We start from the raw sequence: 19,790 nt of genomic DNA, 5'->3' as shown, positions 1-19,790 counted from the left end.
AGGATGACAGTAAAACCCAATGGTTAAGACGCCGACATCGCCAAATCAGGAGACTGCCGAGCACTCGCATCAGGCGATGCCTCAAGAGACGACTGCGGCCGCAGCGCCATATTCGGCGGCGCCTCGCCGCGGTTCAACACTCAAAAAGCGCCTAAAACAAAGCTTGATTGCCACCTCTGTGGCCGGCCTCTTAGCTGGCGCGGCGCTAACCATTTGGATTGTCAACAGCCAAACCGAAGCCCTGATCCTGCGCGTCGCAAATTATGCATTAAGCGGCATGGACGGTGAGCTTAGCGATATTCGTTTAGGCCCCATGGGTTTAGAACATTGGCAAATTCGCTCTGCGAGTCTACGCGTACATGACTCGCATTTAGTAATAAATAATCTTGATATTCAGCTTGAATTCAACTGGCCCAAGAGCCTTGAAGAACTGAAGCAACTTGTCCAAGTTGAGAGTTTGACTCAAAAAATCAAGCGCATTAGCACAGGCGAAATAGACGTTGAACTAGGCGCATCGCTGCTGGAGCGAAGCCCCACCATTGCCGATGAACAAACACCGGCGCTGGCACTAAATATCAAATCCTTACCCTTAATTGAGATAGGTAAAACCACGCTCAGATTAGCGCCGCAGGCAGAGCTTCCCGCCTATCAGCTGGTGATGGATACACTCAGCCTGAATCATCAAGCTGAATTAACTACAGCCTTTAGCAGCCCCGAGGGTGAGCCGTTAGTCCAGCTTGCCGCTACGCTTGGCAACGAACAATGGCGCTTGAAGAGCGAACTTAATATCGCGCCGCTACTGGAAAACCTGCATCAAATTGGCCTGCGCCAAACCCAAGGGAGCATCCTCAGCCAACTAACTCTGTGGGATCAACAGTGGCAGCAACTTGGGATAGGATTAAGTGGGCAACTCAGTTCTGAGAGTGCAATGACACTCGCCACAGGCGAAATCACAAGCCGCCACCGTATTCAGCAGCCCAACATCAGCTTAAGCCATTTTGCCGACTTAACGCTCGCGCCCCAGCCGGCTTTGGGGTTTGAGCTTAGCGGATCACTTGCCTCACTTAACCTCACCCTTGAGCCCTTTAGCCTTGCGCTTACGCCGAATGCGGCACAGCACACGCAGCTATTAGCGGCACTGAATCAGTCTCTGCAATTGAGCGATGAAAACTCTCAAGCGCTCCTTACCCTGCTCTCGGGGCTGAAAAGCAACGAGGCGCCTGTGGGCCTTGGCTTTTCGATGACAGCGCCGCTGCACTATGCACTGACATCTCAAGCGAACACCCATAAACCCATAGCGCTGCCCGCACTAGAGTTAACCACCCTAGGCAGTAAGCTTGAAACGCGCATTCACTTACAAGAGACCCAGTTAACGCCCACGCCAGATGCTTGGAATGTCGCGAGCCGCTGGCAACTGGCGCTTAAGCAAACGACCCCGCTGTCGCTGCGGGAGCTCTGGCACGCAGCCCCGCAGGATCTCAGTTGGGGCGCGGGAATGTTGCAAACGGCGGGTCAGGTCAGTATTGCTCAATCGGCTCAAGGGCTGAATTGGCAAGTCAGCACTGCGTCAGTGACGAGTGATTCAAGTGACTCAAGTGACACTCTACAATTTGCGCTGGAAGATGTGCAGCTACAACAAACAGCGCAAGCCGCCGAGCACCAAACGAAACAGACGCAGTTAAGCCTTGGCAGTATTCAACTCAACGCCAAGTCCCCCTTGGCCGCAAGTGCAACCCCGTTAGCGACTAAGGATACGACTGGCGCGCAATCGACCGAGTTTGCCTTCAAGCTGCCGCCGCTCTCGCTCGCCTTATCGCAACTGCGCGTAAGCCAAGCGGTAGATAATATTGAGGGCAACACCGCCGCGAGCGCAATACAGAGCAGTCGCAACGATATTAGCCTCAAGGCGTTTTCCCTTGAGACATCAAAGCCGATGACCCTCGATTACTCGTCGCTGCAATCCATTGTAAATACTATTCAATCGAGTCAGTTGACTAACCAAGTTAACTGGCAAGCGCAGCAACTCTTGATTGAAAAGCAGCTCAGCGCCAAAGGCCGCACACGTAAACAGACTGTGCTTAAACTGGATAATTTAACGCTCTCGCAGACATTAAACTGGCAAAACCAGCGTCTTCACGGCCATGAACAGTGGCAAGTCGGCACGGTTGCGCTGCAAAGCGACCATCAATTACAGTTCGCCACGCCTCACAAACCCCTGTTGTTAACCGGCCAGTGGGTTGTCGATACCAGCATGACAGAGGCGCTATCTTTGCTTAATCAAACCCAGCCCTTGCCCGCTGAGTTAAATGTGACTGGTCATAACCAATTACAGGCACAATTTAAGCTGACACATGAGCCAGAGCAGACCCAATTTGCCATGCAAATTACCCAGTCGATGACAGAGCTGGAAGGTTTTTATCAAGACACGACCTTTGAAGGCGGGAAATTACAGGCCCAATGCGAGTTCACATGGGGGCAATCCTATAAGGCGCCGCAAGCGCCAGGCTATTTCAGCAGTTTAAGCCGACTAAACTGCCCGCAGACTGTGATGACTTTTAACTTGTTCGATCCCGGCTTCCCCTTGACCGACATTGAAGTGGAGGCCGATATTGTCCTCGCCAAGGATGCCGAAAAGCTACCCGACAATTGGCTGCAACAACTCACGGGCTTAAGTGATACCGATGTCTCAATGACTGCTAAGGGCAAAGTATTGAGCGGTCAGTTTTTATTGCCTGACTTTAATTTAAAATTGCAGGACAAGTCCCACGCCTATCTATTATTGCAGGGCATGAGCCTTGAAGAAGTACTGCGGATTCAGCCGCAAATTGGTATCTATGCCGATGGTATTTTCGATGGCGTGTTACCCGTGGATTTGGTCGATGGCAAAGTCTCGATCAGCGGTGGCCAACTGGCGGCCCGCGCGCCCGGCGGTCTCATCGCCATTTCGGGTAATCCTGCGGTCGATCAAATGCGCCAATCGCAGCCTTATCTCGATTTTGTATTTTCGGCGCTAGAACATTTAGAATACAGCCAGTTATCCAGTAGTTTCGATATGGATCAAACCGGCGATGCCAACTTATTAGTGGAAGTCAAAGGCCGCAGCCGAGGGATTGAACGCCCCATCCACTTGAATTACTCTCATGAAGAGAACATGCTGCAATTATTCAGGAGTCTTCAGATTGGTAACGATCTGCAGGACAGAATCGAAAAATCCGTGAAGTAACAAGGAAACCTCAGTGAAGATCATTCAATTACAGCAAGTGAGTTTAGGTACATTGCTGCTACTGGCGGCATTGCAAGGCTGTGCCCCAACGGTAAAGATTGAGCCGCCTGACAAACCGATTGTGATTAATCTCAATGTGAAAATTGAACACGAGATAAAAATCAAAGTGGATAAGGAGCTAGATCAGCTTCTATCAGATGATAAGTTGTTCTAATCACAAAGAATTGAGGAATATACAATGAAATCAATGCCACTCAAAACCCTGCTACAAAAGCCAACATTACTGCTGTTGCTCGGCCTGAGTTTATTCAGCTTAAATGCCTTTGCCATGTCATTGCAGGAAGCTAAATCCCAAGGTTACTTAGGTGAGCAGCTCAATGGTTATTTAGGCCTAGTGCAAAATAATAGCGAGGCCAAGACCGTGATGGACGATGTGAACAACAAACGCCGCGCCCATTACGAAACCATCGCTAAAAAGAACAATATCTCCGCCGCCGATGTAGCCAAACTTGCCGGTGAAAAAGCCATCGCCGCCACAGATAAAGGCAACTATGTGCAAAATGCCCAAGGAAAATGGGTTAAAAAGTAGAGAGTTAGTACAGCAAAGCGACTAAGCACTCACCAAAACGCCTGCAATTGCAGGCGTTTTTGTCTCAAGCATATCTTGCAGATTGACCCTATCAATGCGATTGCACTTGGAAAGCCCCAAGAGATGAAGTTAAATTTGTGCGCGATTTTTACTACCGAGTGATATACAGCTCTTCAACCACGAATCGCCAGCCTTGTTTCTGCATACACTGGACGAGTAAAACACTGCGTAGTGCGTGACTAGGCAACATTTCAGTAGATGAACTCAACTGTTCCAAACACAAATTCAGCGCCTGAACTTGTTCAGCTTGTCGCTCAGCCGTCATCTGATTGGCTCCTTCATTGCCAATTGGCGCCCATGATTTGAAGTAACCAAGATGGGGCGCTATTACTTCAAGTCCCGTCAACTCTTGGCTTGTTTGTTCATAGGTCCCCCTCGTATGGCAACCAAACAACATGGTGAGTGAGCAACACAAAATCGGCAGTTTACCCATAGTTTCCTAAAGCAGATAAGTTGAGGTTAGGCTCACATTGCTCGTTGTTATCAATTAGCTATCAGAGCAGCCAGCGAGCCTAATATTTGCTGCCTTAAATAACGTTTGCTCAATCCAATCCCGAAAGTATGAAATACGTGAGTAATGTTCAATCACGCCATACTTGCCCTCTTCCCAATTCGTTGACTCAGCATTTTGCCATGAGCTGACACCGATAAGGCAAACTGAATCGGCCGAGGCGAGGTACGCGGGGCCACCCGAATCTCCAGGGCCACTTATCCCCTCCAACGGCAAGGCATTCGCGTCGCGGTCAAAGACAAATTGCAGCCATTGTTCTTGCACCCCAACCACGGCATTGTGGGCCGCGCGTAATTGTTTATCGGCCCCCGCGACACCCTCCAGCCCATTACCATAATCACCACGTCCGACGAAGGTGGCGATTTTGCCCGTTTCGGTAGAGGCATGATTCAATTTAGCGAGTGTTGCATCTTCGATGGGAGAAGCCAATTGAACCAATGCTATGTCATTGGGAAAATGCCTTTCTTTCCAAAGTGGATGTTTTATCACCTCTTTAATCGAGTAGAAATCCGTTTTAAATTGCACTTTATTGTCTGTCTTTAGCTCATTGGCCACATGCGCCGCTGTCACAATCCATTGCTTATCGATAAGGCTGCCAGTGCCAAGCACGATTTCATCACCTTTATAAAGTCCTAAAAAGGTGACCGTCGAATTATCGCTTTGCGCCGCCACTTGATATTTCGCGTCATCCACATCATGTCTAATAATCATGGCATGGGCGGTACTGGTTATCGCCAGTAACAGTACGAACATCCATTTCATATTGAACTCCCTATCGTTGTATGTTGTCTTTCGCCACTATTCAGTTAACCGCGCACTTAGCCGTGACATAAGTTGGTATGAAGTAGAATTAACCGTGGTTAAATCTATCGCATTAAAGAGATGGTTTTAACCCTATATCAGCACAGACTTCGGCTAACATTTCTGCCGTCATTCCTGCTGGCAGTTTATCCAGTTTTGGCAGGGCGAATTGCTGCTGCAGTTTGGCATCGCCACTGGTGATATCCTCAATCCAAGCGCTAAAGAAAGACACTCTGGAATACACTTCCACCACGCCATACTTGCCTATTTCGCCTCCACCCACTCTGGAGCTGATCCCAAGTAAGTAATGTATGCCCTCAAGCGTGAGATAGGCTGGACCACCACTATCACCGCCGCCAGAAACCCCTTCCAAGGGTAGCGCCTCATCCCCCGAATCGAATGTAAATGTTAATAATGGCCCTTGGGCAAATTCGACGCTATTTTGCGCTTTGCGCAGCACTCCTGCATTGGCGCCATTATCCACGGTTTGCCCCGTTAAACCATTTCCGGTGCCACCCGCCCCGATAAACCAGATGTTTTTGCCTAATTCATCGGAGCGTTTGTAGAGTCGAGCAGGCGTCACGTCTGTTACGGGGTCGACTAATTTGATTAATGCAATGTCATGGCTAATGCCTGGCTGATACCCCTTATGCACAAATACACTGTCGACCTTATGGTCAGTATCCAGTATCCGAATATCACTCCCGGGGGTGATGCAAAAAGTGGCGTGAGCCGCAGTCACAATCCAATCTGGCTTGATTAAGACGCCATGGGCGCCATCGGTATAAAAAGTGGCTAAGGGTGGAAAATCGCTCGCATCAGCAAGGTACTTTTGCGCATCCACATCGTGGCGCACCACTAGGGCCGATGCCGATAGGCTAAAACAGAGGAGTAAAATCGTTAGAGTGATACGCATTATGTCCCTATGCCATTTAGATTGGGCGAGCGGATTAACTCAAATAAAATGCCCACACTAAGACGGTAACTACCGAGTGATTAAGGCAATGCTATTGCACCCAGTCATTCCTATTAAACCCGATATTCCTATTGGCGAGAACTTAACAGCTTTTTCTTATTTGAGATATAGCCGCTGCATTCAAATCATTCAGGCGCAATGGAACAACATGACATGTTGAATGACATCGCAATTTGTCCGTAGAAAATAAAAAGCGCGGTGAACTTAATGTTCACTGCGCTTTTTATATTAAACCCTAAGGTGGTTAACGCTAGGCAGCCTTATTTAAAATACAAGCTATGGAATTTAAGGTGCTCTTCGATAAAGCTCGCAATAAAATAATAGCTATGGTCGTATCCCGCCTGCATACGCAAATCTAAGGGGTAACCTTTTGCTTTGGCAATATCACTGAGCGTTTGCGGCATCAGTTGCGCCTCTAAAAAGCTGTCGGCGTCACCTTGGTCGACTAATACGGGCACTTCGTTAATCGCCAATTTGAGTAACTCACAGGCATCGTATTGGCGCCAGTGCTCGCGATTCTCGCCCAAATACTCGGTAAAAGCTTTAATCCCCCAAGGCGCGTTGCTTGGATTACTGATAGGACTAAAGGCCGAGATTGAACTGTATCTGTGGGGATTGGTTAACCCTATGACTAACGCGCCGTGCCCGCCCATCGAATGGCCAGAAATAGCGCGTTGATCTGTTACGGGGAAATTGGCTTCGATCAACGCAGGCAGTTCATGCACTATATAGTCGTACATTTTATAGTGACGATTCCAAGGCGCTCTGGTCGCGTTCAAATAAAACCCCGCGCCTAAGCCTAAGTCATAGGCTTTATCCGGTGCATCGGCAACATCATCACCACGCGGGCTGGTATCTGGGGCAACGATGGCTATCCCCAATTGAGCCGCAATACGCTGCGCGCCCGCCTTCTGCATAAAGTTTTCGTCGGTACAGGTGAGACCCGATAGCCAATACAACACAGGCACAGGTTTGTTGGCCGCCTCCGGAGGCAGATAAATCGCAAAGCGCATCTCGCAATTCAACGCCTGAGATTGATGGCGATACTGTTTGTGCCAACCACCAAAGCTCTTGTTACAGCTGATATTTTCTATGGTCATTTCAATCCCTTTCCTGTTCACTTTTAGCGTTTAGCTGCCGTTCAAGACCCTATCACAAGCTTAAAACGCATAAGCAGCAGATAAGCTGTATGCGGTTATCTGCTGCTGTGATGGCAAACTGAGCGCTTATTTATCGAAATGGATCACGCTGCGAATGCTCTTGCCTTCATGCATCAAGTCGAAGGCTTCGTTAACTTGCTCAAGTCCCATAGTGTGGGTGATAAAGTCATCGAGCTTAAACTCACCCGCTAGGTATTGTTCAACGATTTTAGGTAATTGCGAGCGTCCTTTCACACCACCGAAGGCAGAACCGCGCCATACACGCCCCGTCACCAGTTGGAATGGACGGGTAGAAATCTCCTGCCCTGCGCCCGCAACCCCAATGATCACTGACTCGCCCCAGCCCTTGTGGCAACACTCGAGCGCGCTGCGCATCACATTGACATTACCGATACATTCGAAGGAGTAATCCACGCCGCCATCGGTCATCTCGACAATCACCTCTTGAATAGGTTTGTCGAAATGTTTCGGGTTAATACAATCGGTTGCCCCTAATTTACGGGCAAGTTCGAATTTGGATTCATTGATATCGATGGCAATGATCCGACTGGCTTTAGCCATTGTTGCGCCAATAATGGCCGAAAGACCGATACCACCAAGGCCGAAAATCGCCACGGTCGCGCCCTCTTCCACCTTAGCGGTGTTCATTACGGCGCCCATACCTGTCGTCACACCACAACCCAGCAGACAGATCTCTTCTAATGGCGCGGTTTTATTGACTTTAGCCAATGAAATCTCAGGTAATACAGTGTATTCAGAGAAAGTAGAACAACCCATGTAATGGAAAATGGGCTGGCCATCTTTATAGAAACGCGTGGTGCCATCTGGCATTAAACCTTTGCCTTGGGTCGCACGGATCTTCTGGCACAGGTTTGTTTTACCCGATAAACAGAATTTACATTCGCCGCATTCTGGTGTGTAAAGTGGGATCACATGGTCGCCCACCTGCACGCTGGTCACGCCTTCGCCCACTTGCTCAACAATACCACCGCCTTCATGGCCGAGGATCGCAGGGAACACGCCTTCCGGATCGTCACCACTTAAGGTAAACGCATCGGTATGGCATACCCCAGTCGCCACGATGCGAACTAACACTTCGCCGGCTTTAGGTAACATCACATCGACTTCTTCAATCTTGAGCGGCTGTCCCGGCCCCCAGGCCACGGCGGCCTTTGACTTGATAAACTGTGGTTTTTCGTTCGACATGCTTGCCTTTCCTTCTCTTAATCAATGGGCTTATCGATTTACGGCTTATCCTAGCCCGACTCGCTTGTAAGCATAGATTGGGGCGGGCGGATAAGCTTAAAAATAGTGTGCAGTAATGCAGTCACTAGATTGTATTTATTTCCTGAGGATTGATAATCTAGCATTTTGGCAATTCATTTTTACCAAGGGGTAATAATGTACCTTTGGGATGGCATATCAGAATTTGTGGCAGTGGCCGAAGCCGAGAACTTTACCTTGGCGGCGCAGCGCCTCAATGTGTCCACCGCCCACGTGAGTCGGCAAATCGGCGCGCTGGAGAATCGCCTCGGCACTAAGCTGTTTTACCGTACGACTCGTAAGGTATCGCTCACCGAAGAAGGCACGATTTATTATCGCCATTGCCGCCAGTTGCAGACAGGACTCGAGGAGGCTGAGCGGGCCATTACCGATCTAAAGGGCTCACCCCAAGGATTAGTAAAACTCACCGCGCCCGTGGCCTACGGCGAAAAATTTATCATGCCATTGCTCAATGATTTTATGGTGCAGTATCCCAGCGTGGAATTTAATGTCGACTTGACCAACAGAACCTTAGACTTGATTGAAGGCGGCTATGATTTGGCTATTCGCCTTGGCAAACTCGCCGACTCCAGCCTGATGGCCAAACCCTTAAGTAGCCGCACCCATTATGTGGCCGCCTCACCCAGTTACGTTGAAAAATACGGTGAGCCCCATACGCTTTCGGAATTAAATCAACATAATTGCCTGATCGGAAATCACAATTACTGGCGCTTTATCGAAAATGGCCGCGAGCGCAATATCAAGGTACGTGGCAACCTTATCTGCAACAGCGGTTATGCCCTGCGCGATGCAGCGTTAAAGGGCATAGGGATCGTGCAACTCCCTGATTATTATATTGAGGAAGATATTCATGCGGGTAGACTCATCTCCTTCCTCGACGCCCACCGCGAAGCTAAAGAAGGCATTTGGGCGCTCTACCCCCAGAATCGTCACCTGAGCGCCAAAGTGCGGGTATTAGTGGATTATCTGGCGGAAAAACTAGCAATTGTGAATGCGTAGTAGCGAGTTCATCGCGGCGACCCAGAGTAATAAATCATCCAATTTTAGTAGCAATAACGCCGCTGAGTTTGATGGATTACACGCTATTTAGCGCCAGTTCTCCCTCAGGGTGTAATACAACATCCCTAGGGCAAGGGCCTGATTACCAAACCATTCATTCAATGGGATCCGGATATGACGCATCGCGGAGAAGAGATCGAACTCGCGCATTTGCCCATCGATCGCCTGCCCCATGATCTCTGCCATAATATGAGAAGTCGCGACACCATGACCCGAATATCCCTGACAATAGAAGATATTCGGCGCTATCTTGCCCAATTGGGGAATACGGTTTATCACGATCCCCGCCATACCAGCCCAAGCAAATTCAATATCGACATCTTTTAATTGCGGGAAAGTGCGTTCAATCGCCGGACGCAGCTCGGCGGCAACGTTTTTAGGATCGCGGCCGCTGTAATTGGTACCACCACCAAACATCAAACGGTTATCGGCGGTTAAGCGGTAATAATCCAGCACGAAGCGGCAATCATACACGGCTAAATCCTGCGGATTGAGTTGTTTAGTCAGCTCTGGCGGCAATTGTACCGTCGCGCAATTGCCAAGTGAGGCGGGAAATAACATGCCCCGCAGCTGAGGTCGGCCCAATTTATGATAGGCATTACCGGCGATAAGTACACTGTTTGCCTTCACCCTGCCCTTTGGCGTGACCACAGTTGCCAGCTCTCCTTGCTGTATATCCAGCACCTGCGAGTGTTCAAAAATCTTAGCGCCTAAGGAGGCTGCGGCTCGCGCCTCACCAAGACATAAATTCACCGAATGCAGATGCATATTACGCCGATTAACCAACCCGCCGTGATACAAGGGCGAAGCTAAATAGGCTGGCATCTCCTGCGCAGGCACTAAGGTCATAAACTCACCCATGCCACGGCGATTGGCTTCATCGAACATTTGCTGTAACTCGCCCAGATGTGCGGGGCGATACGCCGTCTGGATATGGCCAAATTTTAAGTCACAATCAATGTCATACTTCGCCACTCGGTTTTTAATAATATCGTGGCCGCGCCAGCGCAGATCCCATACATAATCCTCGGCCTCCTGACCAAGCTGACACCGCAATTGCTTGGTCATGGCGGCATCGCCGGACAAACTTCCCGTCACTTGGCCACCATTGCGGCCAGTGGCGCCCCAGGCAATTTTATTGGCCTCAAGTAGCGCCACTTGGTAACCCTTTTCGGCCAATTCCACCGCCGTCGCTACACCGGTAAATCCACCACCGATAATGGCTACATCGACCCGAACATCACCTTCAAGTTGTGGATAATCAGACTCTTGCTTGATGGTGGCATTGTAATAAGAGGCGCAGCGTTTGGCAGACATAGGGCTCCTTTGAACAGATTTAAGCTGTTTTTGTTTTATATTTTTTACATTTGTTCAGAATTTTTGAGTATATCGAAGCCAATATCTGGGTCAACATCAAATTGTAGGAACGGAATGAAACTCAAGTAGTGCACCCATCCAGAAGCGTGCTTATCAATAGAATTCGCCGCCGCATTGGCTTAAGCTACAGGCCATCATGACCTCGATGGCAGGCTGACACCGAGTTTGTGTAAGACAAACACTTTGCCTACCCCTCGCAAGGAAAAATTTAGGACATACCATGTTTCAGGATCCTCAAACGCCGCCTAGCTTGCTGCCCTTTTCTCAAGCCTGTGAAAATAACAAAGCGCCCATACTCGCCGTGCTACAAACTGCCTTTGCCAACACCAAACAGGTGCTTGAAATTGGCAGCGGCACCGGACAACACGCGGTCTACTTTGCTGAAAATCTGCCTCAGCTTTTTTGGCAAACCAGCGATCAAACCGAATACCTTGAGGGCATTAGTGCAAGATGCCGCCAACAAGGGCATCAAAAAGGCATCAACAACCTCGGCTTGCCCTTCGCACTCGATGTCACCCAGCCTTGGCCCATCGATGACATCCGTATCGACGCCGTATTCAGCGCCAATACTCTGCATATTATGAGTCAAGCTATGGTTGAAGCGTTTTTTACTGGCTTGGGCCAATATTTGCCACAACTCAAGACTCTCTGTATTTACGGCCCTTTTAACTACCAAGGCCAGTTTACTAGCGACAGCAATCATCAATTCGATCAGTATTTAAAACAAAGAGATAGTGAGAGTGGGATTCGGGACATAGAATGGATTATTCAGCTCGCCCAAGCGCAAGCCTTCACACTGATTGCAGATACCGCCATGCCCGCCAATAATCGGCTGCTGCATTTTTCAAAACACGCCACTGACTGATACTAAGTAAAACACTAACTTAATCATGTGGTTAACCTGTACTGACTGACTAGCAAGCCAATTTAACACTCAGTCCCATTTGCGAATAGAACAATGCTCGCTATAATTACTGTATTTATATACAGTAATTATATTGCTATGCGTGTTTACCCTATTATTCCTTGGCCCGCTCACGCGGGAATTAGCGGCTTTGAAAGCCCAGCAGCAGAATATACTCAGCTTGGATTGTGTCTTGATGATTTACTCGTATTGCACCCCAGTGCAACACGGCTTTGTATCGCTCAAGGCGACTCGATGAAAGGTGTCGGCATATTCGATGGCGATCTGCTGGTCATCGACCGCCATATTAAGCCTTACACAGGGTGTGTGATTTATGGCCAACTCAATGGCGAGTTCATCTGCAAAATCTATGATGAAAAACAGAGAATGCTGCTCTCTTCCCATGAAAACTGCCAAGCCATAGTGATACACGATTACGATGATTTTTGCGTTGAAGGGGTCGTGATCAGAACCTTGAGGCAACATTTCTATCTCAATGATTCTATTAATATTGCTTCAGACTATTCTGAGCTTAGGACAAACCTGGATGATCTATTGGTATTACACCCTTGTGCAACCTGGTTTGGTGTCGCCCAAGGGGACTCCATGCAAGATGAAGGGATATATGATAGAGATATATTAATTATTGACCGACAAGTTAACGCATTACAGGGAGCCGTTATCGTTGCCCAGCTCAATGGCGAGTTTATCTGCAAAATTTTTGATAAAAAACGCAGGATGTTACTGTCTGCTAATCCGCAATACCATGCCGTGCCGATACGAGATTGCGACACTTTTAGTGTTGAAGGAATTGTTATTCGCTCGATTAGAATGCATTTTAAATCTTCATTACAGGGCTTATGGTCATGTACGCCTTAGTCGATGCCAACTCGTTTTATTGCTCCGCTGAGCAAGTGTTCCGCCCCGATTGGCGCGGCAAACCGATTATCGTACTAAGCAATAACGATGGCTGTATCGTGGCTGCCAACCGTCAGGCCAGAGAACTTGGCATCCCCAAATTTGCGCCGTATTTTCATGTCAAAGAACAATGCGCCAAACTAGGGGTAATAGTGTGTTCTAGCAACTACGAGCTGTATGCCGATTTGTCGGCAAAAATGATGGAAATCATCGGCCGCTTCGCTCCCGACCAACATATTTACTCCATTGATGAATCATTTTTATCCTTCAAGCACTGCCACACCAGCATCCCCTGCTTAAAAACACACGGCCTTCGCATCCGCCAAACCGTTTGGAAAGAAGCTCGCATACCCGTTTGCGTTGGCATAGGTGCAACACTCACACTGGCTAAAATCGCTAATCATGCCGCTAAAAAATTACCCGGCTATCATGGTGTTTGCCTGATAGATAATGAACCTCAACGAATTGAAATTCTTAAACAACTCTTAGTCAGTGATGTATGGGGAATTGGGCGCCGCCTCAGCAAAAAATTGGTGAGTATGGGCATTCACACCGCTTACGATCTGGCACAAATGCCAACAGGCCTTGCTCGCAAGCAATTCAGCATAGAGATAGAACGAACCGTCCGAGAACTTAATGGCACAGCCTGTAAACAATGGGATCACACGCGGGCAGATAAACAACAGATATTTTCCACTCGCTCCGTGGGTGAGCGCATCATGGATTTTGAGGCGTTACTACAAGCATTGAGCAAACACATTGGGATTGCAGCGGCAAAAGCCAGAGCACAGGGCTCATGTTGCAAATCGATGCTGATTTTTGCCAATAACTCCCCTTACGATGAACAACCCGTTGGTTTTAAATCCCTTATCCATTTCCCCACTGCAACCAATTGTACCATTGAGATGACGCAAGCAGCGTCTTTAGCAGCACCAAGATTATTTCGACCAGGAGTTAAGTACTACAAAATAGGAATAGGCCTGATAAATCTCGAACAAAATAGGTATCAACAACTCGATTTGTTCAATTTATCTAAAACTAAACCCACACTAATGAACGCATTTGATGGAATAAATGCCCGTTATGGGCGAGATACCTTATTTTTAGCCGCACAAGGCATAGAACAGAAATGGGCAATGCGTCGCGCATTACTCACACCACAATACACGACGCTGTGGGGTGGCATACCTAGAGTAAAATGCTAGCCGTTCATTGCAAGAACTGGAGTGACCTAAATTTTGCCCAAAACAACAGAATAAATTAGTAAAAACCGATGCTATTACATAAATATGGAAGGGCGTTGGCAATAAAAAGCCCTCGTTTGAGGGCTTTTATCATTTTAACTTAAGCAAAATCAATTGCTCGCGTCTTGAAAAGCGTTACGGCTGTTCAGGCTTAGTTTCAAACAAACTCAATTAGCTCAACGCTAATATATAGTCGATGGCACTGGTGACCGCCGCGACTTGGGCTAGGTTACACTCTGCGGGTGTGGCCGATGGGCTGTCGGGATACACTTCGGTGGTGGTGTTATAAATACAACCCGTCACACTGCTGCATAAACCTAGCGCTTTTAATGGGTAGTTGATCACTCCGTGTTGCACCACAGTCGAGCCGATAATCTCGCCCTTGTCATCGGCGGGTGCGATGTGAGTCACTTTGCTTACCCCATCGATAATCGCCTTTTGGAAGGCATCCTGCGGATTTTCGGTATCGCCTACGGCATAAAAACCATCTGGAATGGTGCCGGGGATAAAGTCTTTGCCATCACGCGCGGCCAAGGCTGGACGAAATTCGTCTTCATCCGAGTCGGTGGTTTCATGTAAATCCACATGCACATCAAAACCTTGTGGGACGCTTGCTACCAGTGCCATCAGTGCTGCCGACTCTTCAGCGGGACTATTAGCATAAAACGAGCGGTTTGGATCGATAGCTTTCGGGTTCCAGCGATTGATGGTCTCATAACCCCAAGGGCTTACACATACTGCCACCACTAGGTTTACTCGCTTCGCATAATGAGCCGCGTTGTTAGCCAAAAAGGCCAAAGCGCCATGCACGCCACTGGTTTCATAGCCGTGTACGCCACCTGTGACTAAGACGGTTTTCTTGTTCGGATCGAAGCTTGCTGATTTGACCGCAAACAAGGGATAACGCGCAGGATCAATTGATAAGGCGCCATATTGCACCACACTCAGCCCTAATTCGGCCAGTTGTGACTCCATCGCTTTTAGTGGCGTGACAACATTGTCTTGGTAAGAACGCTTAATTTGCGTACTAGCAAACCATGCCGCCTTTTCAGCATCGCCCCATTTTTCACCGATTGTCCCGATTGGGTAAAAACTCACATTCGCCATAGGTTATCTTCTTCTGATTTTATGTTTTGGTCTTATGGTTAAAGATCGTTATAGATCAAAGCACGAGTTGCATTGGAATATCGCGGATCCCACCGCGCTCGCGAATATCACTTTGCGCAATAAAGCCAAAGCGCTGATAGACTGGCAGCGCATTCACCGCAGAATTGACGGTAAAAGTGCCGGGATTCCCCTTCGCTAGACACTCAGCTTTAGCAAGCTCCCACAGCTGACGCGACAGGCCTTGCCCCTTGGCAATATCCGCCACAAATAGATGATAAAGATGACTGTTATCCTTCATCCCTACCACACCGACGAGTTCACCAACCTCATTCACTGCAACATGATATTGATAACCTAAGGCAAAATAATGCGCCACCGATTCAACCGACATGGCGTTGACTAAGGTTTCAGCGCCCACATCTGTACACGTGGGAGTGATATAAACTCGTGTAAGCAGCGTAATTAACGCGCTTATCGACTCAATATCTGCTGTACTCGCCGCTCTGATCTGCATCTTCATTCCTTGATATATAACTGTAGCCAGTATTTAACGCTGTTCGTTCGACGGCGTGTTTAGCTGGATACCAACCATCCAATTATTAAAAAGCCAGAACAGGGTTCTGGCTTTGGCAACAAGTTAACGGGACTTAATACCCAGTGGATTTAAGTCCATTATCCTAGATTACTTTTTCGTCCAGCTATCCATCCAACGGAACACGTTCGCGTACCATTGTTCTAGGTTTTCTGGCTTTAAGATCCAGTGGTTTTCGTCAGGGAAAATTAACAGCTCTGATGGAATACCCTTACGCTGCATATAGCTGAATGAGGCTAAACCTTGGCCATAAGGCACGCGGAAGTCCTTCTCACCATGGATAACCAGCATTGGCGTCTTCCAGTTTTCCACATAGTTTACTGGGTTAAACTTCTCATATAAGGCTTTGTTATCTGAGTAAGTGCCGCCAAACTCATGCTCTGGGAACCACACTTCTTCGGTAACATAGTACATGGAGCGCATATCGAACAGACCCGCGTGGTTAACGAGGCACTTAAAGCCATCGTTCCAGTTGCCTTGGATCCAGTTCATCATGTAGCCGCCGTAAGAACCACCCAAGGCACAGGCATTTTGCGGATCGAGCCATTTTTGTTGCTGACTCACCGCAGCTAGACCTTTTTGTAAGTCTTCTAATGGCTTACCGCCCCAATCTTGGCTGATAGAATCGGTAAAGGCTTGGCCGTAACCGGTTGAACCGTGGAAGTCCACCATCACAACGCCATAGCCCGCACCTGCCCATAACTGGGCATTCCAACGACCACTGAAGGCATTACCAAATGAACCTTGTGGACCACCGTGGACTAAGTATGCAATCGGATACTTTTTGCCTTCTTGGTAGTTGGCAGGTTTGATCCAGTAACCGTAAACATCTTCGTTATTCCAACCCTTAAAGCTAAATTGTTGGAATTCACCGAATTTGATTTCGGCCAGCTTGTCTTTATTGACTTCAGTCAGACGTTTCAGGCCTTGGCCGTCGGTGTTGATGCGGTACAGATCGCCCGGTTCAACTAAGGTTTTGCTGTCGAAGATCAGTTGATCGTCGGCGATCGCAATCAGACTGTTACTGCCGTCGCTGTAAACAGACTGCACATCACCAAACTGAGTATTCACTTTGAAAATAGACACTTGGCCAATGTCCTGCGCCGTCACATACAGAGTACGGTTGTCCGGTGCAAACATCAGCGAGCTTGGGCTTCTGTCCCACAGCGGTGCCACTTCCTTCGACTGTCCAGTGCTGGTATCACGCAGCATAATGCGGTAACGATCAGCTTCGAAGCCGGGTTTAGTCATCGCGAGGTACGCCATATAACGGCCATCGCTTGAGAATGTTGGCTGGGCGTCCCAAGCGATGTTATCGGCAGTTAAGTTAGTGGCCTTGCCACCATTTACACTCACCTGCCACAGATCGTAGTTTGTGGTCCAAGCTTGATCTTTACTTGGCGCTTTGGCGCTGTACACCACATATTTACCGTCAGGTGTGAAGGTCACTTCTTCCATGCCTGAGAATGGCTTAGGTGGAGTTTCGGTATCCAAACCTTGGGTGATGTCTACCACTTTGGTCAGCTTTTCGCCGTTAAGAGCACCCACAAATAAGTGGTTACGGGCATGATCTTCCCAGGTATCCCAGTGACGCACCATCAACTGCTTGTATTCACGCCCCGTCGATTTACGCTCTTCTTCTGCCTTGAATTTGTCCTTCGAGCAAGCTAAGTCTTTACACTCTGGGAAGACGCGCATGCTGAGCACGATTTGCTTGCCATCGTTAGAGAGTTTGTAACCATCGATATCCAATGGCAGATCAGAAACTTGCTGCGCTTCACCGCCCGTTAATGGCAGTTGGAACAGCTGGCTTGAACCACTGCGGCTGGCGAGGAAATAAATTGATTTGTCATCGTTTGCGAAGCTGACATCGTGCTCAGTACCCGCAGCCGAGGTGATCTGCATAGGTTTAGCGTCCGCTTGCGTCAGATCGAGAATATATAAATCCGAGCTCGCCTCTCCCTTGTCATTAACGGTCTTCAGGCCGTAGACCAATTTTGTGCCATCATGGGACACCGCGGCTGAATGCAATTTGTTGAGTTTAACCAGCTGTTGCACAGTAAAAGGCTTAGGATCGGCCGCGTGGGCAGAGCAGGCCAAACCTGCCGCGCCAAGCGCCAATAGGAGAGGAGCTATTTTCATTGTTATATCCATCTTTTGTTAAACACATTCGGTAGTTGTACCGAATGAACGGTCAAAACGATCATCAATCGTCTTTGTGAAGATAAGTTTGCCACACTAACGAAACAAAAACGCTCAAGCAAGCCAAAAGGCGTACTTGAGCGTATTTTTTTGTGACAAATTGTCAGTCAGCATCGAATGGCGTCATTGAGTACCACTCGCCGCCCTATCCCGCTCAAATCCCGCTTAAAAAAGCGTCATTTTTGCAAGAAGGACATTCGCTTAGGCCATTTGCTTAGGCTTTGGCGTTAGCGATATTCACTTTCCAAATCGCAGGGCCGGTTTCATGGGCATTTACGCCGTTTGAGTCAACCGCCACAGTCACTGGCATATCTTCAACGTCAAACTCGTAAATCGCTTCCATACCTAAATCGGCAAAGGCCACTACGCGTGATTTCTTAATCGCTTTAGACACTAAGTAAGCCGCGCCGCCCACAGCCATCAGGTACACCGCTTTGTGTTTCTTGATAGATTCAACGGTCGCAGGACCACGCTCAGCCTTACCAATCATGCCCATCAGGCCGGTTTTATCCAGCATCAGGTCAGTGAACTTGTCCATACGAGTTGCCGTTGTTGGGCCCGCTGGACCTACAACTTCAGCGCCGACTGGATCAACAGGGCCTACGTAGTAAATGAACTTACCAGTGAAATCTACGCCCTCTGGTAAACCTTCACCGCTTTCAATCAGGCTTTGAATACGTTTATGGGCAGCGTCACGGCCGGTCAACATTTTACCGCTCAGTAGAATAGTTTCACCGCTCTTCCACTGTTCGATATCAGCTTGTGTCACTGTGTCTAAGTTCACGCGGCGAACATCGCTGCCCACTTCGCGGGTGATTTCAGGCCAATCGCTCAGTGACGGCGGCGCAAGATCAGCAGGACCCGTGCCATCTAAGTGGAAGTGAACGTGACGCGTTGCGGCGCAGTTCGGGATCATGACTACAGGTTTTGACGCTGCGTGGGTCGGTGCTGATTTGATTTTCACATCTAATACAGTCGTTAAACCGCCTAGACCCTGCGCGCCAATACCGAGGTTGTTAGCACGCTCGAAAATGTCTAAACGCAGTTTTTCTTCGCTGGTTTCTGCGCCGCGCGCCATTAACTCATGGATATCTACGCTTTCCATCAGCGCTTCTTTCGCCAGCACGGCCGCTTTTTCAGCGGTGCCACCAATACCGATACCGAGCATACCTGGAGGACACCAGCCCGCACCCATGGTTGGTAGCGTTTTTTCAACCCAAGCAGCGATATCGTCAGATGGGTTTAACATTACCATCTTGGCTTTGTTTTCACTGCCGCCGCCCTTGGCAGCAATAGCCACTTCCACATGGTTGCCTGGCACCATATCGATATGCACCACGGATGGGGTGTTGTCTTTGGTGTTTTTACGGCTACCTGCAGGATCAACCACAATCGATGCCCGCAGTGGGTTATCTGGGTTGGTATAAGCACGACGCACACCTTCATCGACCATTTGCTGCACGGTCATATCGGTTTTGTCCCACTTAACCCCCATACCAATCTTAACGAAGGTGGTCACAATACCCGTGTCTTGACACAGTGGGCGTCTACCTTCGGCAGACATACGCGAGTTAATCAAAATTTGCGCAATCGCATCCTTCGCCGCCGCACTTTGTTCACGCTCATAAGCTTCGCTCATGGCATCAACAAAATCTTTTGGGTGGTAATAGGAGATGTATTGCAGGGCATCGGCCACACTTTCAATAAAGTCGGCTTGTTTAATCACTACATTTTCAGACGTTTCATGGTGAGATGACATAGTAGGTGCGCTCCAGCAGCCTTT

General features: G+C 48.6%; 17 protein-coding genes and 1 pseudogene. 8 read left to right on the top strand and 10 right to left on the bottom strand.

What is annotated here, in order from left to right; translation table 11 throughout:
- Positions 1 to 19: 19 nt before the first annotated feature.
- Genes K0H59_RS09760 through K0H59_RS09750 form a run of 3 tightly spaced genes read left to right on the top strand, consistent with a single transcriptional unit; the run spans position 20 to position 3,812 of the window.
- Complete coding sequence (locus K0H59_RS09760; RefSeq protein WP_220055386.1) at positions 20 to 3,223, top strand: YdbH domain-containing protein; 3,204 nt, start codon at positions 20 to 22, stop codon at positions 3,221 to 3,223.
- Between the two features lie 13 nt (positions 3,224 to 3,236).
- Positions 3,237 to 3,437: a YnbE family lipoprotein gene (locus K0H59_RS09755; protein WP_011716849.1), complete on the top strand. Its 201-nt coding sequence runs from the start codon at positions 3,237 to 3,239 to the stop codon at positions 3,435 to 3,437.
- Between the two features lie 24 nt (positions 3,438 to 3,461).
- On the top strand, positions 3,462 to 3,812 hold the full coding sequence (locus K0H59_RS09750) for a YdbL family protein (protein ID WP_220055385.1): 351 nt from the start codon (positions 3,462 to 3,464) through the stop codon (positions 3,810 to 3,812).
- A gap of 151 nt (positions 3,813 to 3,963) precedes the next feature.
- On the opposite strand, the gene K0H59_RS09745 is transcribed toward K0H59_RS09750, so the two are convergent.
- The 5 genes from K0H59_RS09745 to K0H59_RS09725 all read right to left on the bottom strand — a co-directional run bounded on the left by K0H59_RS09745 (position 3,964) and on the right by K0H59_RS09725 (position 8,526).
- Positions 3,964 to 4,305, bottom strand: coding sequence for a hypothetical protein (locus K0H59_RS09745; RefSeq protein WP_220055384.1), 342 nt, complete (start codon positions 4,303 to 4,305; stop codon positions 3,964 to 3,966).
- Positions 4,306 to 4,359: 54 nt separating this feature from the next.
- The gene (locus K0H59_RS09740) at positions 4,360 to 5,145 is read right to left on the bottom strand and encodes a trypsin-like serine protease (RefSeq protein WP_220055383.1); all 786 of its coding nucleotides are present in this window, start codon (positions 5,143 to 5,145) and stop codon (positions 4,360 to 4,362) included.
- A 112-nt stretch (positions 5,146 to 5,257) separates the two neighbouring features.
- The gene (locus K0H59_RS09735; RefSeq protein ID WP_220055382.1) at positions 5,258 to 6,100 is read right to left on the bottom strand and encodes a trypsin-like serine protease; all 843 of its coding nucleotides are present in this window, start codon (positions 6,098 to 6,100) and stop codon (positions 5,258 to 5,260) included.
- Between the two features lie 320 nt (positions 6,101 to 6,420).
- The gene (gene fghA, locus K0H59_RS09730) at positions 6,421 to 7,260 is read right to left on the bottom strand and encodes an S-formylglutathione hydrolase (protein WP_011716846.1); all 840 of its coding nucleotides are present in this window, start codon (positions 7,258 to 7,260) and stop codon (positions 6,421 to 6,423) included.
- 126 nt (positions 7,261 to 7,386) lie between these two features.
- Positions 7,387 to 8,526 carry an S-(hydroxymethyl)glutathione dehydrogenase/class III alcohol dehydrogenase gene (locus K0H59_RS09725; protein ID WP_011622557.1) on the bottom strand — a complete coding sequence of 380 codons (1,140 nt, stop codon included), beginning with the start codon at positions 8,524 to 8,526 and terminating at the stop codon, positions 7,387 to 7,389.
- A 195-nt stretch (positions 8,527 to 8,721) separates the two neighbouring features.
- Here K0H59_RS09725 and K0H59_RS09720 point away from each other — a divergent pair, with 195 nt between their 5' ends.
- Positions 8,722 to 9,603 (top strand): LysR substrate-binding domain-containing protein, encoded by an 882-nt coding sequence (locus tag K0H59_RS09720; RefSeq protein WP_088211265.1) that lies wholly within the window; start codon positions 8,722 to 8,724, stop codon positions 9,601 to 9,603.
- Positions 9,604 to 9,690: 87 nt separating this feature from the next.
- Here the strand turns inward: K0H59_RS09720 and K0H59_RS09715 are convergent, their stop codons facing one another.
- The gene (locus tag K0H59_RS09715) at positions 9,691 to 10,980 is read right to left on the bottom strand and encodes an FAD-binding oxidoreductase (protein WP_220055381.1); all 1,290 of its coding nucleotides are present in this window, start codon (positions 10,978 to 10,980) and stop codon (positions 9,691 to 9,693) included.
- 280 nt (positions 10,981 to 11,260) lie between these two features.
- Between K0H59_RS09715 and K0H59_RS09710 the strand changes: the two genes are divergently transcribed.
- The 4 genes and pseudogenes from K0H59_RS09710 (at position 11,261) to K0H59_RS09700 (ending at position 14,067) form a co-directional block, all read left to right on the top strand.
- Entirely contained in the window at positions 11,261 to 11,905 is a 645-nt protein-coding gene (locus K0H59_RS09710) for a DUF938 domain-containing protein (protein ID WP_220055380.1), read from the top strand.
- A gap of 138 nt (positions 11,906 to 12,043) precedes the next feature.
- Positions 12,044 to 12,430 (top strand): annotated as a pseudogene (locus K0H59_RS21250) (LexA family protein); the annotation flags it as partial.
- The gene (locus K0H59_RS21245; RefSeq protein WP_258405920.1) at positions 12,407 to 12,823 is read left to right on the top strand and encodes a LexA family transcriptional regulator; all 417 of its coding nucleotides are present in this window, start codon (positions 12,407 to 12,409) and stop codon (positions 12,821 to 12,823) included. The pseudogene K0H59_RS21250 and the gene K0H59_RS21245, both read left to right, overlap by 24 nt.
- Entirely contained in the window at positions 12,811 to 14,067 is a 1,257-nt protein-coding gene (locus tag K0H59_RS09700; protein ID WP_220055378.1) for a Y-family DNA polymerase, read from the top strand. The genes K0H59_RS21245 and K0H59_RS09700 overlap by 13 nt, the downstream gene beginning before the upstream one ends.
- Before the next feature lie 210 nt (positions 14,068 to 14,277).
- Here K0H59_RS09700 and K0H59_RS09695 read toward each other — a convergent pair whose 3' ends face one another.
- The 4 genes from K0H59_RS09695 to K0H59_RS09680 all read right to left on the bottom strand — a co-directional run bounded on the left by K0H59_RS09695 (position 14,278) and on the right by K0H59_RS09680 (position 19,766).
- Complete coding sequence (locus tag K0H59_RS09695; RefSeq protein ID WP_220055377.1) at positions 14,278 to 15,213, bottom strand: M14 family metallocarboxypeptidase; 936 nt, start codon at positions 15,211 to 15,213, stop codon at positions 14,278 to 14,280.
- A gap of 55 nt (positions 15,214 to 15,268) precedes the next feature.
- Entirely contained in the window at positions 15,269 to 15,727 is a 459-nt protein-coding gene (locus tag K0H59_RS09690) for a GNAT family N-acetyltransferase (protein WP_220055376.1), read from the bottom strand.
- Positions 15,728 to 15,895: 168 nt separating this feature from the next.
- On the bottom strand, positions 15,896 to 17,947 hold the full coding sequence (locus K0H59_RS09685) for a S9 family peptidase (protein ID WP_164717957.1): 2,052 nt from the start codon (positions 17,945 to 17,947) through the stop codon (positions 15,896 to 15,898).
- Positions 17,948 to 18,221: 274 nt separating this feature from the next.
- Complete coding sequence (locus tag K0H59_RS09680) at positions 18,222 to 19,766, bottom strand: fumarate hydratase (RefSeq protein ID WP_220055375.1); 1,545 nt, start codon at positions 19,764 to 19,766, stop codon at positions 18,222 to 18,224.
- Between the last annotated feature and the right edge of the window lie 24 nt (positions 19,767 to 19,790).

The sequence above is a fragment of the Shewanella sp. FJAT-51649 genome (assembly GCF_019457435.1).
Classification (GTDB): Bacteria; Pseudomonadota; Gammaproteobacteria; order Enterobacterales; family Shewanellaceae; genus Shewanella; species Shewanella mangrovisoli.
Note: the sequence above shows the minus strand (reverse complement) of the source record. Positions and strands in the feature narration are given on the sequence as shown.

What these genes read in the sequence shown, in the direction of transcription:
- K0H59_RS09725 (WP_011622557.1), bottom strand. Translation starts at nt 8,526, where the DNA reads ATGTCGAACGAAAAACCACAGTTTATCAAGTCAAAGGCCGCCGTGGCC.
- K0H59_RS09735 (WP_220055382.1), bottom strand. Translation starts at nt 6,100, where the DNA reads ATGCGTATCACTCTAACGATTTTACTCCTCTGTTTTAGCCTATCGGCA.
- K0H59_RS09700 (WP_220055378.1), top strand. Translation starts at nt 12,811, where the DNA reads ATGTACGCCTTAGTCGATGCCAACTCGTTTTATTGCTCCGCTGAGCAA.
- K0H59_RS09710 (WP_220055380.1), top strand. Translation starts at nt 11,261, where the DNA reads ATGTTTCAGGATCCTCAAACGCCGCCTAGCTTGCTGCCCTTTTCTCAA.
- K0H59_RS09745 (WP_220055384.1), bottom strand. Translation starts at nt 4,305, where the DNA reads ATGGGTAAACTGCCGATTTTGTGTTGCTCACTCACCATGTTGTTTGGT.
- K0H59_RS09720 (WP_088211265.1), top strand. Translation starts at nt 8,722, where the DNA reads ATGTACCTTTGGGATGGCATATCAGAATTTGTGGCAGTGGCCGAAGCC.
- K0H59_RS09680 (WP_220055375.1), bottom strand. Translation starts at nt 19,766, where the DNA reads ATGTCATCTCACCATGAAACGTCTGAAAATGTAGTGATTAAACAAGCC.
- K0H59_RS09750 (WP_220055385.1), top strand. Translation starts at nt 3,462, where the DNA reads ATGAAATCAATGCCACTCAAAACCCTGCTACAAAAGCCAACATTACTG.
- K0H59_RS09695 (WP_220055377.1), bottom strand. Translation starts at nt 15,213, where the DNA reads ATGGCGAATGTGAGTTTTTACCCAATCGGGACAATCGGTGAAAAATGG.
- K0H59_RS09740 (WP_220055383.1), bottom strand. Translation starts at nt 5,145, where the DNA reads ATGAAATGGATGTTCGTACTGTTACTGGCGATAACCAGTACCGCCCAT.
- K0H59_RS09690 (WP_220055376.1), bottom strand. Translation starts at nt 15,727, where the DNA reads ATGCAGATCAGAGCGGCGAGTACAGCAGATATTGAGTCGATAAGCGCG.
- fghA (WP_011716846.1), bottom strand. Translation starts at nt 7,260, where the DNA reads ATGACCATAGAAAATATCAGCTGTAACAAGAGCTTTGGTGGTTGGCAC.
- K0H59_RS09685 (WP_164717957.1), bottom strand. Translation starts at nt 17,947, where the DNA reads ATGAAAATAGCTCCTCTCCTATTGGCGCTTGGCGCGGCAGGTTTGGCC.
- K0H59_RS09715 (WP_220055381.1), bottom strand. Translation starts at nt 10,980, where the DNA reads ATGTCTGCCAAACGCTGCGCCTCTTATTACAATGCCACCATCAAGCAA.
- K0H59_RS09760 (WP_220055386.1), top strand. Translation starts at nt 20, where the DNA reads ATGGTTAAGACGCCGACATCGCCAAATCAGGAGACTGCCGAGCACTCG.